The organism is Bacillus sp. AFS059628 (assembly GCF_002571225.1).
Lineage (GTDB): Bacteria > Bacillota > Bacilli > Bacillales > Bacillaceae_G > Bacillus_A.
Genome location: NZ_NVEC01000052.1, coordinates 13,324 through 28,138 on the forward strand (window position 1 = coordinate 13,324; position 14,815 = coordinate 28,138).

Annotated in this window: 11 protein-coding genes and 3 pseudogenes; 7 read left to right on the plus strand and 7 right to left on the minus strand. The window is 33.6% G+C overall.

What is annotated here, in order from left to right; genetic code table 11:
* Positions 1 to 7 precede the first annotated feature (7 nt).
* Positions 8 to 517: a DUF3916 domain-containing protein gene (locus tag COL05_RS17915; RefSeq protein ID WP_098669564.1), complete on the minus strand. Its 510-nt coding sequence runs from the start codon at positions 515 to 517 to the stop codon at positions 8 to 10.
* Positions 518 to 519: 2 nt separating this feature from the next.
* Positions 520 to 1,362 carry a LysR family transcriptional regulator gene (locus COL05_RS17920; RefSeq protein ID WP_098669565.1) on the minus strand — a complete coding sequence of 281 codons (843 nt, stop codon included), beginning with the start codon at positions 1,360 to 1,362 and terminating at the stop codon, positions 520 to 522.
* An 85-nt stretch (positions 1,363 to 1,447) separates the two neighbouring features.
* Here COL05_RS17920 and COL05_RS17925 point away from each other — a divergent pair, with 85 nt between their 5' ends.
* Positions 1,448 to 2,698, plus strand: a complete 1,251-nt coding sequence (locus COL05_RS17925) for an MFS transporter (RefSeq protein ID WP_142337548.1) — start codon at positions 1,448 to 1,450, stop codon at positions 2,696 to 2,698.
* Positions 2,699 to 2,797: 99 nt separating this feature from the next.
* On the opposite strand, the pseudogene COL05_RS31915 reads toward COL05_RS17925, so the two are convergent.
* Positions 2,798 to 3,007: pseudogene (locus tag COL05_RS31915) on the minus strand (hypothetical protein).
* Between the two features lie 257 nt (positions 3,008 to 3,264).
* Between COL05_RS31915 and COL05_RS17935 the strand changes: the two are divergent.
* Complete coding sequence (locus COL05_RS17935) at positions 3,265 to 4,398, plus strand: serine hydrolase domain-containing protein (RefSeq protein ID WP_098669567.1); 1,134 nt, start codon at positions 3,265 to 3,267, stop codon at positions 4,396 to 4,398.
* A gap of 35 nt (positions 4,399 to 4,433) precedes the next feature.
* Here the strand turns inward: COL05_RS17935 and pepF are convergent, their stop codons facing one another.
* Both pepF and COL05_RS17945 read right to left on the minus strand, forming a co-directional pair.
* A complete protein-coding gene (gene pepF / locus COL05_RS17940; protein WP_098669568.1) occupies positions 4,434 to 6,221 on the minus strand; it encodes an oligoendopeptidase F in 1,788 nt (595 codons plus the stop codon).
* A gap of 117 nt (positions 6,222 to 6,338) precedes the next feature.
* The gene (locus COL05_RS17945; protein WP_098669569.1) at positions 6,339 to 7,130 is read right to left on the minus strand and encodes an arylamine N-acetyltransferase family protein; all 792 of its coding nucleotides are present in this window, start codon (positions 7,128 to 7,130) and stop codon (positions 6,339 to 6,341) included.
* 214 nt (positions 7,131 to 7,344) lie between these two features.
* On the opposite strand from COL05_RS17945, the gene amyS reads away from it, so the two are divergent.
* Positions 7,345 to 8,886, plus strand: coding sequence for an alpha-amylase (gene amyS, locus COL05_RS17950; RefSeq protein WP_098669570.1), 1,542 nt, complete (start codon positions 7,345 to 7,347; stop codon positions 8,884 to 8,886).
* Between the two features lie 92 nt (positions 8,887 to 8,978).
* On the opposite strand, the pseudogene COL05_RS17955 reads toward amyS, so the two are convergent.
* Positions 8,979 to 9,065 (minus strand): annotated as a pseudogene (locus COL05_RS17955) (exosporium leader peptide); the annotation flags it as partial.
* 234 nt (positions 9,066 to 9,299) lie between these two features.
* Here COL05_RS17955 and COL05_RS17960 point away from each other — a divergent pair.
* From COL05_RS17960 to COL05_RS17975, 4 genes and pseudogenes are all read left to right on the plus strand, one after another.
* Positions 9,300 to 10,019: a hypothetical protein gene (locus tag COL05_RS17960; protein ID WP_098669571.1), complete on the plus strand. Its 720-nt coding sequence runs from the start codon at positions 9,300 to 9,302 to the stop codon at positions 10,017 to 10,019.
* A gap of 453 nt (positions 10,020 to 10,472) precedes the next feature.
* Positions 10,473 to 12,374, plus strand: coding sequence for an endonuclease MutS2 (locus COL05_RS17965; RefSeq protein WP_098669572.1), 1,902 nt, complete (start codon positions 10,473 to 10,475; stop codon positions 12,372 to 12,374).
* A gap of 6 nt (positions 12,375 to 12,380) precedes the next feature.
* Positions 12,381 to 12,905: pseudogene (locus COL05_RS17970) on the plus strand (GNAT family N-acetyltransferase).
* Positions 12,906 to 13,065: 160 nt separating this feature from the next.
* A complete protein-coding gene (locus COL05_RS17975; RefSeq protein WP_098669573.1) occupies positions 13,066 to 13,776 on the plus strand; it encodes a histidine phosphatase family protein in 711 nt (236 codons plus the stop codon).
* 50 nt (positions 13,777 to 13,826) lie between these two features.
* On the opposite strand, the gene COL05_RS17980 is transcribed toward COL05_RS17975, so the two are convergent.
* Positions 13,827 to 14,792, minus strand: a complete 966-nt coding sequence (locus COL05_RS17980; RefSeq protein WP_098669574.1) for a quinone oxidoreductase family protein — start codon at positions 14,790 to 14,792, stop codon at positions 13,827 to 13,829.
* Between the last annotated feature and the right edge of the window lie 23 nt (positions 14,793 to 14,815).

Here is a 14,815-nt window from a genome sequence, read left to right on the forward strand (position 1 = left end):
ACCCCTTTTAAGTTAATTCTCCAACAAACCAAATTTCTTTTTCATAGCATTTACCTTCATCATAAATGACTTCTTGGAAGTGTAAGGTTTGGAAGGGAGGGTAAATTAAAATTCCCCATATCTTCCAAAAATCAGGTTCATTTGCAAGAGGAATCCATTTTTGAAATGCACTATTTCTCTTAAAGAAATTATGAAAGTACTCTTCATTTTTAAATACAATAATTTGCGAATCCCACAAACTTTCTATAGAAATGAAAACAACAACTCGATATGTATGTATATCGCTCGGTTTTATGTTTATTAAATGGTTTGCTTGATTTAATAAGGTTTGTATACATAATCGTTTTACTTGTCTAGGTGTTTTACACGAATTGATAAAAGTTTGTGAAAATGGTAAAGGCATATACCAATATTCATCGTTATAGAAAGTAGAAGGGAACGTTTTTGTATGTTCTTCAATTCGCTGTATCATCGTGTTTGTTTTACGCTTCACCCCACGTATTTTCTTTTCACGCATTGTCAAATCATCTCCATAAATTTTTGAAGTGCAGCTGAGTGATATATATCTTTTCTAGTAATAAAAGTAGTAGGAACTTTTTTAAATCTATTAGGTAAAGGATTGAATGATAAATTATGTTCATGCCCCTTTAAAATTGATTTCATCATAATCGCTACGCCCATACTTGATTTTACACATGCAAGTATAGCTTCGATTGTCCCGAATTCCAAAACTCGTTTAGGTGAGATGTCTTCTTCTTGAAGCCAGTCTTCTAATAAACTTCTATAATAGCACCCGTGACTAAAAGCGAGTAAATTCATATCTTCTATGTCTTTAAGAGAGGATAAAGTTTTTTTACTAATGAGAACCAATTCTTCTTCATGAAATACATTTGTATGAAGTTCAGCATGCTGAGTAGAGCCAGCTATAAACGCTCCGTCTAGTTTTCGCTCTAATACAAGCTTAATTAGTTGTTCAGTCGTATTTGTTTCCAAAATCAATTCGACTTCTGGGTATTTCTCATAATAGGCCGTTAATATAGATGGCAGCCTAACCGCGGTTGTAGATTCTGTACATCCGATTTTTAAAGTACCTTTAGGGTCGGTTCCATTACTTTGAACCGCTTTTATAGATTGATCCATTAAGTGGATAATTTGTTTGGCGTATGCTAATAAAATCTCACCGTTAGAAGTTAATGTTACACCTTTTCCGTTACGATAAAATAAAGGCACACCTAATTCGTTTTCTAGTTGTTTCATACGCATTGTTACGCCTGATTGTACATAGTTCAAATTTTTCGCTGCGTGAGAAATATTACTTTCCTTTGCCACTTCGTAAAATATAGTTAAATCTTTTATGTCCACGTATCATCCCTCCGGAAAGGTATCAATTTTTTTGATGGATTATATGATGAATCTTTATTTTATATGATATCAGAACTTTCATACAATGGAAGAGAATGGGGGGATTATTGTGTTAATGGAAGAAAGGATGAATAGTACTTATAAGTGGGTTATGTTATTGTTTGCGACGATTACTCAAACAACAGCGACACTTATAACATATGGTGTTGGAGCTTTCGCTTTATTTTGGAAAGAAGAATATGCGCTTACGAATATGGAAAGTGGATTGTTAGTAAGTGTTGTAAATGTTGGACCATTATTTTGCATGCTTTTTGTCGGTCGGTTACTGGATAAATATAATGAAAAATTATTAATTTCTATCAGTTCATTTTTATTAGGAGGTTCGTTTTTACTAACTAATATAGTAAGTGGATTGAATGGTCTGTTATTTGTACTTTTATTAGTAGGAATGTTTTATAGTGTTTCCCAGCCAGGAGGAAGTAAAGTGATTTTGAAATGGTTTTCAAAAGAAAATCGTGGATTAGCGATGGGAATAAGGCAAGCTGGTATACCGATTGGTGGCGCATTAGCGGGAGTGCTAATCCCATTTCTTACGATACAATATAATGTGACTTACGCGATAAATAGTATGGCATGCATTTGTATAATTGGAGGATTATTATTTTTTATGTTTTATAAAGAACCATATGTTCAAGTGGATGCAAGGAAAGGACATATTAAAATTTCTTTTTGGACGCAGCTAAAAGTAGTGATATGTAAAAAAGAGTTGTATCCAATATATATAACGGGTATTTGTATGATTTCATTGCAAATGGTGTTAGTTGGACACTTTATGAAATTTTTAGTAAAGGAACAATCTATCACATCTATTGTAGCCGGAACAGTATTTTCAGTGATGTTCTTTTCTGGCATGATTGGCCGTGTTATATTAGCATCTATTAGTGATTTGTTTTATAATGGAAATCGGCGCACGCCATTATTTATAGCTGTCTGTGCTTCTATCGGTTTAATTCTATTGTTAGTCATGAATATACATACGGTAACGACTGGTGTATTGTATGGTGTAAGTGCATTGTTAGGTTTCTTTTCAATTGGTTGGTTTAGTCTTTTTATCGCCGAAGTTGCTGAATTGGCGAGTGAAGATTCCGTTGGGATAACAGTTAGTTTGGCACTTACATTCAATCAAATTGCTATTATTGTTGCACCTATTTTATTTGGTTATATTGTAGATAAAAAAGGGTATACGTATGCGTGGTTGTGTATAGTAGTATTACTATGTATCTCAGCAGTCAGTTTATATAGAAAAAACAAAAAACCAAAAATAAAGGGAAGTTAGCAATGTAAATTTTTTATGAAGAAAATCTAAAGAAATGCCGAATGAGCGACATTTCTTTTTTTATTTGTTGTATAATCAAAACATAAATGAGATTTATTTTCAATGATGTGCATTGCCTGTAATTTTAGACATAATGAGTTGTTTTTCTGTATCGTTATTTGCATGATTTATTTTGATTGAAAATTTTCAGTAGCATTTCCCTTTAAAGTTATAATCCATTTTACTTAATATTAAATTATAACTATATTTTATTGTAGGATAATAAAACATTATATCATCTAAACGATTATCTCTATCTGTATTTTTCATCTTAACAACTCTGTTTTTATAGTGTGTAACAAATGTTACATAAGATATTGAAATTATAGTAGGGTGCATCCGATTGTAAGGTGGAAATTTTGCAAGAAAGAAATACAATAGAGAGTAGCCAAAAACTGAATATGAGAAAAGGGAATCTAGTTCACTTGGATGAATAATAGATAGTTATTATAAAAAATTGAAAATTAATAGATATAGAATAGAATGGATGTGCGTTAAGTGAAACTAGATAAAAGAGGGTTCCTATTATGTTAAAGAAATGGTTAATCGTTTTCTTTATTTTTGCTATTTTTTGTGGGAGTGTCGTTGCACTCATACATGCAAGTAAAGGAAAGAAATATGATATAAAGGCATTTTCTAATGTAAATAGTAAGCAAAAGGACGATATGCAAGAAGTTGATGCCAATGAGAAAAAGCACTATGAAGTTGTAGCTGGAAAACTAGATCAATATTTAAAAGATAAAGGATTTAATGGGAGTGTTCTTGTAGCTAGTAAAGACCATGTGATTTTACGAAAAGGTTATGGGTATGCAAATGTGAAAGATGAAGTAGCGACAACGCCAAGAACGAAATATCGTATTGGTTCTATTACGAAAACAGTCGTTGCAATATCTATTATGCAGCTAAAGGAAAAAGGGAAATTAAATATTGAAGATAATGTAAATAAGTATATTCCATCGTTTCCAGCAGATAAAAACATTACGTTACGAAATTTGTTAACACATACGTCCGGGTTACCAGATCAGGGACAAGGTAGGGTTGATGCGGCGTCACGATTAAAGTTAGTAACGTGGATTGGCGCGCAAAAATTGCAATTTCCTGCAGGTACAGGATGGAAATATACAGACTATAATTATATGGTACTTGCGTATATTGTAGAAAAAATAGCAAATAAACCGCTCGCTGAATATGTGAAAGAAAATATTTTTACTCCTGTTGAAATGCATGAGTCTGGAATGGGGGCAACTCTTCCTGAAGATATTTTTTTAGCAGAAGGTTATACGAGAAAAGATAATGAGTTAATAGCTACACCCCGTTTGAAAATGAACTGGTTGTATGGGTGTGGTGAAATGTATACGACTGTTGAAGATATGAAAAGACTAGATGAGGCAATAATGGATGGAAAACTGTTATCGAAACAAAGTGTAATAGATATGTTTACTGCATCACCAGCAAGAAAATATGGATTTAGTTTCTATACGTATCCAGATTATTATCATAACCACGGCGTATTAGCAGGTTGGAATACTTTTAATAATTTTAACTGGGATAAAAAAACGTTCGTCATATTATTCTCTAACGTTCAAAATGGTATGAATGATGCATTTAATCAAGAGTTTAGGAAAATGGCGAATGATTTAATAGAAGGAAAGGGAGCATAAAAGAGAAAGAGCCTCTAGCGAGAGGCTCTTCTTTTTTATAGAGTTGAAAACTCTTCAACAAGTGAGCTAAAACGATTTAGTGCACTCTCAATCGGTTCAGGAGTAGTTAAATCGACACCAGTTTTTTTCAATAAGTTTAATGGGTAGTCTGAACTTCCACTTTTAAGGAATTCAATATAATGTTTTTGAGCATTTGGATCGCCGCTCAATAATTTATCGGCAATTTGGATTGCAGAAGCGAATCCAGTTGCATATTTGTATACGTAAAATGGACGGTAGAAATGCGGTATTCTAGCCCATCCGTATTTTACTTCTTCGTCAAATACGAGGGAGTCACCATTATACTCTCTAAACAAGTTTTCATAAACTTCGCTAAAGACTTGGGCATTTAATGGTTTACCTTTCTGCGCCATTTCATGTGTGATTTTTTCAAACTCAGCGAACATGATTTGTGTAAAGAAAGTGCCTTTAAATTTATCGATGAAATGGTTTACTAAATGATTACGTACATTAGCATCTTTTGCTTCTTTTAATAAATGATGAATTAATAGCACTTCATTTACTGTAGAAGCGACTTCTGCAACAAAAATAGTATAGTGTGCAGAAATTCTTGGTTGGTATCCGTGTGAGTAGTGCGTATGCATACCGTGTCCACATTCATGAGTGAGAGTGAAAAGGCTATTTAAATCATCGTGATGATTTAAAAGAATGAAAGGATGAACACCGTACACACCAAAGTTATAAGCACCGGAACGTTTTCCTGGCGTTTCTCTCACATCAATATAACGTTTATCTTTAAAGTTTTTTAATGTTTCAATATATTCTTCACCTAATGGAGCTAGTGATTCAATCATGATGTCAAACGCTTTGTCATATGGAATGTCTTGTTTTACACCCGCTACTAAATCAACGCTCAAATCGTACTGGCGTAGTTCATCTACATTTAATTTTTCTTTTCGAAGTTCATTATAAGTATGTAGTGATTGAATGTTTTTTTTCGTCGTATCAATTAAATTTTCATATACTTCTTTTGGAACCATGTCGCCAAATAATGATTTTTCTAAAGCTGATGGATAGTTTCTTAGCTTTGAAACAGTAACATTATTTTTAATAGCAGCAGATAAAGTAGAAGCGATAGAATTTTTTAATTGTACGTATGGCTTGTAATAAGCTTTATAGGCTTCTTTACGTTTCTCGCGATTCTCATCTTCTATTAACTTTGCATACATCCCGCGTGTTAAATTTACTTTTTCTCCATCATCATTTGTAATTTCTCCAAATAGTATATCTGCATTATTTAACATGCCGTATGTATGCTGAGGAGAGGAAAGTGCTTCACCCATTTGTGATAAAATCTCTTCTTGGTCCTTATTCAATACGTGTTTTTTATAACGATATAATTCAAATAAGTCTTCTTTATAATATTGTAAGCCTTCTGCTTCTTCTATGTAAGAATGTAATGTGTCTTCATCTATGCTAAGTAAGAATGGAGAAAAGAAAGATTTAGCCGCACTTACTTTCACGTGCAATTGTGACACTTTATCAACAAGAGATTGAGCGTCAGTATCACGCGTATCAAGATCAGATTGTAATCGTGCATAAGCAAACATTAAAGATATTATGCTAGATATTTCTTCGCTCTTTGTTAAATAGGCTAATAAACTATTGCCATCGTGAATGTTTCCATTAAACTCGTGTAATTCATTCGTTAATACTTCAATTTTATGAAAATCGCTTTCCCAATCTTCAATGGTATCGTAAATATCCGTTAAATCCCATTTCTCTTTCTCATCTACTTGTAGTCGCTCTTTAAGTTCAGTCATAATCATTTCCTTTCTAAATATGTAGTTATATTCCTATATAACTATGAAATACAACAAATTGCAAAAAATCCCTGCTGAAAATTGAAAAGCCTTGCTAAAATGGCAAGGCTTGAAAAATTATAATGTAATTCCGAATTTTGCATGTAAAAGATTTTTATATTGCCCATTTGTAATGTTTTCTTTCGTTTTTTTACCGTTTTTTGCTATTGTGAGACCATCCTTCGTTAATGATGCATGCCCATCTTCAGTTAGTTTTACAATAAGAGGTACTTTATTAAATGGTGAGCCCTCATGTTCAACGATAATTTTTTGTGCCGCATTTGCTTTTTCTTCAGTGACTTCTTCTAAATAAAATGCATAGCCTAACGTCCAATCATCAGCAGAAGATTGATCCAAAAACTCATTATTTTTACGCATCTCTAAAGTATAGTTTCCTTTTTCGGTTATTTCTTTACGAATACGATAATCTCCTGTAACGGAGTGAATGACTTCACCTGAGAAAGGAATAGGTGCAAGAGGTAAGTATGATCCGAATCCCACTTCAATTAAATAAAGTTCATTATGATATATTAAAACGGTTGCGATATGGCCAGAATCAACAGCCCATATAGAATTTGCCGCATTGTACACTGTTCCTGAAACGAGATGAACATCAAATCCAGCGTCTTTAAGGAAGTAGTACATAGTAGGATTAAGTTCATAACAAAGACCGCCACGGTTGTTTACTAAAATTTTTTCTTTTAGATTTTCTTTTGATATTTCTGTAAAGTTGTTTTCGAGTATATTTAAGTTTTCAAAAGGGACAGTTTGTGCCATCGCGTACATAATGTTAGGTAAATCTTCAAATGAAACGTTGCCTTTTTCTTCTACATGTAATCGTGCGAAAAATTGTTTTTGAAAGTCGGTCATAGAAATCCCTCCGTCATGCTTTTATAGATAAATTGTAAACAATCTTGAATAAGATGTGAAATAAAACTACTTTGAAGTATTTGCTAAATATGTGAAGTTAGACTGAAAAATAACGTGGGAGAGTGAGAGATTGCTACTTTACTAATTGTAGAACGAATATTATAATAATTCCGATAAACTATGCAAACGTTTTCTTGAAGGGGATGGTGTAAATATGTTGAAAAGAATAATAGTAGTCGGCTTTTCGGTTGTTTTGTTTTTACCTATTATATATGGAGGGAGTAAAGTGTATGCAGATACAGTTAACAATGGAACGTTAATGCAGTATTTTGAGTGGTATGCTCCGAATGATGGGAATCATTGGAATCGTTTGCATTCGGATGCTGGAAATTTAGCTCAGAAAGGAATTACATCTGTCTGGATACCGCCTGCATATAAAGGAACTACGCAAAATGACGTAGGATATGGAGCGTATGATTTATATGATTTAGGAGAATTCAATCAAAAAGGAACGGTGCGGACGAAATATGGGACAAAAGCACAGTTGAAATCTGCAATTGAAGCTTTACATAAGCAAAACATCGATGTATATGGCGATGTAGTTATGAATCATAAAGGTGGAGCAGATTATACTGAAACTGTAACAGCTGTTGAGGTAGACCGTAACAATCGAAATATTGAGGTATCAGGTGATTATGAAATTAATGCATGGACAGGGTTTAACTTTCCAGGGCGCGGCGATGCTTATTCTAATTTCAAATGGAAATGGTATCATTTTGACGGAACGGATTGGGATGAAGGAAGGAAATTAAATCGAATTTATAAATTTAGGGGGATAGGTAAAGCATGGGACTGGGAAGTGTCTAGCGAGAATGGAAATTATGATTATTTGATGTATGCAGATCTTGATTTTGATCATCCAGATGTTGCGAATGAGATGAAAAATTGGGGAACTTGGTATGCGAATGAATTAAATTTAGATGGCTTTCGTTTAGATGCTGTTAAACATATTGATCATGAATATTTACGCGATTGGGTAAATCATGTCAGACAGCAAACAGGAAAAGAAATGTTTACGGTGGCTGAATATTGGCAAAATGATATCCAGACTTTAAATAATTATTTAGCGAAAGTCAATTATAATCAATCTGTATTTGATGCACCACTGCATTACAATTTTCATTATGCTTCAAAAAGAAATGGGAATTATGATATGAGAAATATTTTAAATGGAACAGTAATGCAAAATCACCCTACACTTGCAGTTACTCTCGTTGAGAATCATGATTCTCAGCCTGGACAATCATTGGAGTCTGTAGTAAGTCCGTGGTTTAAACCGTTGGCATATGCATTTATTTTAACTCGTGCAGAGGGCTATCCTTCAGTTTTCTATGGTGATTACTATGGTACAAACGGAAATAGTAGTTATGAAATTCCAGCGTTAAAAGATAAAATTGATCCGATTTTGACGGCACGAAAAAACTTTGCATATGGTACGCAGCGTGATTATTTAGACCATCCAGATGTAATTGGATGGACAAGAGAAGGTGATGGTGTACATGCGGATTCTGGTCTAGCAACATTAATCTCGGATGGGCCAGGAGGATCAAAGTGGATGGAAGTTGGAAAGAATAACGCAGGGGAAGTATGGTACGATATGACGGGTAATCAAACAAATACTGTAACAATTAATAAGGACGGATGGGGGCAGTTCCATGTAAGTGGAGGATCAGTTTCCATATATGTTCAGCAGTGAACTGGTGATAAAAAAAGAGGAAGACTGAAATATAAGTCTTCCTCTTCTTTTTATATTGTTATCATTCCTAAATTTTTATTTTTATAAATGAACTAGTCGACTTTTAAAACAATGAGAGATGCGTTGGAATAAATAATGTCACCCGTGGCTTCTCTTATTCGTACTCGAAGAATATCTCCTTAATGTGATTGCTATAGAACTAAATATTAGTATGTTTTTAACGTAATTTTTATAGATATTATATTTGCTTTACGATAAAACAATTATAGTGTAAAATTACACTATAATTGTAAAGTTACAATAAAAAGTGTTTTTACACTTGTGGTTATGAGAAGAAGTTCTTTATATAAATCGTAATTTAAAATCGATAAGGACATTTCTGTATAGGCAGTAGTAGCAAAAGGAGAGGCAATATGAAAAGAACAATAATGAAATATAGCATAATGTTTAGTTTAGTCCTATTAACATCATGTGATATATCGGATAAAGAAATGGAACAAAAAGCACAAAGTTATACAAAAGCTGAGTATGGTATTTCTGTAAAACTAGATCGAATTGAAATACCCGACCTAGGTAAGGATTTTTTAGGTCCAGACACACGAACAGCTTATGTACAGCAAGTAGATGAACCGCATTTACACTTTCAAATATCCTTCGATGGACGAAGCTCTCCAAAGGTAAACAATGATAACTATAAAATAAAAAAAGGAGCGAATGATTTACGAGAAAGATACAATACATATTATGAAGAAAAAGGAAATAATACTATACTTACTTTTGAACAAATGCAGACGGGGGATATTGTTTTCGATAAGGATGCAGAGAAAAGAATAGTGAAGAAACATCCGAAGCATTATGTTACGGCAGTTTTCAAAAGTAATATCTTGTTGGACGTAAACAACCGTGTACATATGGAAACATTAGCGGAGGTTGCAAGAAATATTCAGGAATTTAATAAAACAATTGAAAATAGTAAGAGTAGCGTGGATGATATAACGATTCAGTTGCCAAATGATAATAAGGATGTATTACAACATATTCCGGTAGATTATATAGTAACGGCTGAAGAGGCAAAAAAGACACTTGAGAAAAATGTTGATTATATGAAAGCTTTACAATCTGTAAGGAAATAGTCTGACACCTTTACTTCTCAAGAAACATATAGTATGATGATTTCAGTAAATTAGATTTCAATGACTATAATATAAATTAATGAGAGGTGCTTTTTGTGAGTGCGGTAGGTACTAAATAGGAAAAATTTAATGAAATAAATCGGATAAGAGCAGGGGATTTTTATGTATACCATACCCCTAATTTTGTCATGGATTTATTTCGAAACCTATGAAGATACCTACAATACTTTATAAAGCGTGTAATAAGGGGATTGCCATCTGTTTTTTATGGCTTATTTCCGCATATGTTATTACACATGCCTTGTAAATGTAAAAGCTGCGGTATCCCCGCAGCTTTTTTGTATATATTTTTAATGTATAAAAATGGTAATTGAATCATGTAGAGCTCATTGGAATCTAATGAGTAGGTATCTTCATTTATGATAGAAATCAATCATAGTGAGGAGAAACAAAATGAATACAATGACTTTTGAAAAGTTACAATATAACGAATTAAAGGATATAGTGAAATCTTATTGTGTAAGTGGATTAGGAAAAGAATTAATAAATAAATTAGAGCCGAGTACGAGTATAAAAGTAGTAAGGAATCGATTAAATGAAACAACCGAAGCGCGAGCTATATTAGATGCAGAAGGGCATGTTCCTTTTTTCGGTATTTCAAATATCGCAAGTACGATTCAAAAAATAGAAAAAGGGATGATTTTAGATCCTGAAGAGTTAGTAAGCGTTTCAGATTTTTTACGTGGCTGTAGGAAGATTAAAAAGTTTATGTTAGATAAAGAATTTTTTGCGCCAGTATTAGCTTCTTATGCAAATTCAATGACTGAATTTAAAAGTATTGAAGAGGAAATTAATTTTTCAATAAAAGGAAATACCATTGATTCTGCCGCTAGTAAAGAGTTAAAACGAATTCGAAATAACATCGATTCTGTAGATGGAAAAATAAAAGAGCGTTTAACGAAGTTTTTAAATAGTAGTGCAAATAAGAAGTATATTCAAGAATTCTTTATTAGTAAGAAGGATGATAGGTATACGATTCCAATTAAATCTTCTTATAAAAATCAAGTTGCGGGAAGTATAGTTGAAGCCTCCGCTAAAGGTTCTACTGTATTTATAGAACCACATACGGTTACAAAGTTAAATGGGGAACTCGCAAGTTTGAAAGCAGAAGAAGCGATGGAAGAGTATCAAATTTTAGCGACTTTATCAGGAATGGTGTTAGAAAACATTTATAGTATAAAGATTAACATGGAGTTAATTAGTCAATATGATATGGTATTTGCGAAAGCGAAGTTTAGTAAATCAATCGATGGAATAGAGCCGAGATTAAATGATCATGGCTACATGCATTTAGTAAATTGTAAGCATCCGCTTTTAAGTGGGAAAGTAGTACCGTTAAACTTTGAAATCGGTCAAAATTACCGTAGTTTAATTATTACAGGACCAAATGCAGGCGGGAAAACGATTGTATTAAAAACAATTGGATTGTTAACATTAGCGACAATGTCAGGCTTGCACATTGCTGGAGATAAAGAAACAGAAATTGCTATTTTCGAAAATGTGTTTGTAGATATTGGTGATAATCAAAGTATCGAAAATGCACTCAGTACATTTTCATCTCATATGAAAAATCTATCTGAAATTATGAGGATGTCAAACAATAATACGCTGTTATTATTTGATGAAATAGGAAGTGGGACCGAACCGAGCGAAGGGGCAGCCCTTGCAATTTCTATTTTAGAGGAGTTTTATCTTGCAGGATGTATTACAGTTGCGAGTACGCATTACGGTGAAATTAAACGATTTTCAGAAATGCATGATGATTTTATGAACGCAGCGATGCAATTTAATAGTGAGACACTAGAACCACTTTATAAATTAGTAATCGGAAAATCAGGTGAAAGTAATGCGCTTTGGATTGCGAATAAAATGAACGTAAGAGAGCGTGTACTGCAAAGAGCGAAAGCGTATATGGAAAATAAAGAGTACGCTCTAGAAAAAGTGAATGAAAGTAAAATTAGAAAACCGAAATTTGTGCAAGAAAAAAGAGAAAACCATTATGAGTACAAAATCGGTGATCGTGTAAAATTATTAGATTATGATGATTTTGGTATTATCTATAAGGAAATAGATAATTTCTATAACGTCGTTGTATATTATAACGGTGAATTTGTTGAAGTAAATATAAAACGTATTACGTTGGAGGTAGCGGCAAAGGAATTATACCCAGAGGGATACGATTTAAATACACTATTTGTCGATTATAAAGAAAGAAAAATGCAGCATGATATAGAGCGGGGATCGAAAAAAACGCTTCGTAAAATCCAAAAAGAAATAAGAAAGAATAGAGGATAAGTTAAATTGGTAACGATTAGACAAGAACAAAAAAACGATTATAGAAAAACAGAAGAAGTTGTACAACAAGCATTTTTACAGGAAGAATGTAGCGATAAAAAAGAACATGAACTTGTAAAACGTATTAGAGAATGTGACGGGTTTATTCCAGAGTTATCAATCGTTGCAGTAGATGAGGAAATCGTTGGTCACATTATGTTATCTAAAATTACGATAGAATAGGGTACAACTTCTGTAGAATCGTTAGCACTTGCACCGGTTTCAGTTACTCCAATTCATCAGAGAAAAGGTATTGGCGGAAAACTTATTGTAGCTGCGTTAGAAAAAGTGAAAGAACTCGGATACGGATCAGTTGTAGTGTTAGGACATCCAGAGTACTATCCGAAATTTGGTTTTAAGAAAGCAAGTGAGTGGAATATAAAAGCACCATTTGAAGTGCCAGATGAAGTGTTTATGGTGATTGAGCTAAGTGAGAACGCTCTGCAAGGTGTAGAAGGAGTTGTTCAGTATTCGAGTGCATTTGCTGAGTAGGAGTATCGGTTAAATAAATGTAATCATAAAAGATGCTATCTTTTTGTAGGGATATACAGAAAGATAGCTTTTTTATTAAACAAATGCACTTACGTATATTTTGCTCAATGAATAATTAAGGTGGTAAGATTGATATAGAAATGTAAAGGGAGAGAATTGAATGAAGAAGCGAGAAACAGATAGCAATGAGAATGTAGTTACGTTATATGTTACGAGACACGGTAAAACAATATTAAATACGAATCATCGCGCGCAAGGTTGGGCAGACTCTCCGTTAGTAGAAAAAGGTGTGGAAGTTGCCTCTAATTTAGGAACAGGATTAAAAGATGTTCACTTTGTGAATGCGTATAGTAGTGATAGCGGCCGAGCGATCGAAACTGCTAATTTAGTATTAAAATATAGTGAGCAAACAAAGTTAAAACTTAAGAAAAGAAAAAATTTACGAGAATTAAATTTTGGTATTTTTGAAGGTGAAAAACTTGAAAATATGTGGGATGTGGTTGGAAAAGCTGCGGGCGTTGCATCGCCAGAAGAACTTATGAAGTTTTCTATTCAAGAAGTAATTAATCTTATTAGAGCAGCAGACCCTACGAAACAGGCGGAAGATTGGAAATTATTTTCTACTCGTATAAAAGAAGAGATTGATAAAATTAGTGAAGAATCTGCTGCAAATGGAGGCGGCAACGTTTTAGTTGTCGTTCATGGGCTTTTAATTACTACATTAATCGAAATGTTAGACAGTAGCCAAACAAAACTTGGAGTAGAAAATGCTAGTGTGACGAAGATTATATATCAAAATGGAACATACACAGTCGAGTCGGTTGGAGATATGAGCTACGTTGCAAAAGGGAAAGAAAGTGTGGAAATATAAAAATAAGAAAAGGAAGGTAGAGAAATCTAGCTTCCTTTTTATTTTGTTAATTATGGGATCAATAAAATCTTCCCAGTACTTTTTCTGCTCTCTAATAATTCATGTGCAAGAGCACCATCTTGTAAGGAGAATGTAGTAGGGCTCGCAATATTTAATTTGCCAGTAGCGATCCAATCAAATAATTGAGTAGAACGCTTTTTACGTTCTTCATACGTAGTAAGCACGTTCCAAAGGTCTCCGCCAGTTAAAGTTTTCGAAGTATCCATCAGCATACGCGGATCAACAGGCGCAGGATTACCACCGGCCATTCCGTAAAATACGACAGTGCCACCAGTTTTAGTAGCGCTAAAACTTTCCTCTAATGTAGAACCTACTGATTCATATACCACATTTACCCCATTACTGTTTGTTATTTCAACTACTTTCGTAGGCCATGCTTCCGTATATAAAAATACGTGGTCAGCACCAGCTAATGTAGCTATTTGTGCTTTTTCTTTTGATGACGTGAGGCCGATTACTGTTCCGCCTAGTAGTTTAATGATTTGGATAAGAAGTTGCCCAACACCACCAGCTGCGGCATGTACTAAAGCTATATTACCTTGTTTTATTTCATAGCTATCTTTCGTTAAATAATGTGCTGTTAATCCTTGTAATAAGACAGAAGCGGCTGTTTCAAAAGAAATAGAATCTGGAAGTATAATTGCTTTCGCAGATGGAACGGCAACTAGTTCTGCATTAGCAAATGGTACATCAGCAAATGCAATACGATCTCCAGGATTAATATTCGTAACGTCAGCTCCTACTTTTTCAACAATGCCAGCCCCTTCATAACCTAATATATACGGCGGGTTGCCAGCGAGATGATAATCACCGCGGCGTCTATAAATGTCGGCGAAATTTAAACCGATTGCTTTCGTACGGACAAGAACTTCATTTGGATTTATGATTGGATCATTTAGTTCTTTATATTGTAGTACATCCGGATTTCCAAACTGTTCAAAACAAAGTGCTTTCATATGGAATACCTCCATTTTATTGT

Excerpts from the sequence above, each read along its gene's own strand:
- COL05_RS17980 (WP_098669574.1), bottom strand. The coding sequence starts at position 14,792 with ATGAAAGCACTTTGTTTTGAACAGTTTGGAAATCCGGATGTACTACAA.
- COL05_RS17965 (WP_098669572.1), top strand. The coding sequence starts at position 10,473 with ATGAATACAATGACTTTTGAAAAGTTACAATATAACGAATTAAAGGAT.
- pepF (WP_098669568.1), bottom strand. The coding sequence starts at position 6,221 with ATGACTGAACTTAAAGAGCGACTACAAGTAGATGAGAAAGAGAAATGG.
- COL05_RS17915 (WP_098669564.1), bottom strand. The coding sequence starts at position 517 with ATGCGTGAAAAGAAAATACGTGGGGTGAAGCGTAAAACAAACACGATG.
- COL05_RS17935 (WP_098669567.1), top strand. The coding sequence starts at position 3,265 with ATGTTAAAGAAATGGTTAATCGTTTTCTTTATTTTTGCTATTTTTTGT.
- COL05_RS17975 (WP_098669573.1), top strand. The coding sequence starts at position 13,066 with ATGAAGAAGCGAGAAACAGATAGCAATGAGAATGTAGTTACGTTATAT.
- COL05_RS17960 (WP_098669571.1), top strand. The coding sequence starts at position 9,300 with ATGAAAAGAACAATAATGAAATATAGCATAATGTTTAGTTTAGTCCTA.
- amyS (WP_098669570.1), top strand. The coding sequence starts at position 7,345 with ATGTTGAAAAGAATAATAGTAGTCGGCTTTTCGGTTGTTTTGTTTTTA.
- COL05_RS17925 (WP_142337548.1), top strand. The coding sequence starts at position 1,448 with ATGGAAGAGAATGGGGGGATTATTGTGTTAATGGAAGAAAGGATGAAT.
- COL05_RS17945 (WP_098669569.1), bottom strand. The coding sequence starts at position 7,130 with ATGACCGACTTTCAAAAACAATTTTTCGCACGATTACATGTAGAAGAA.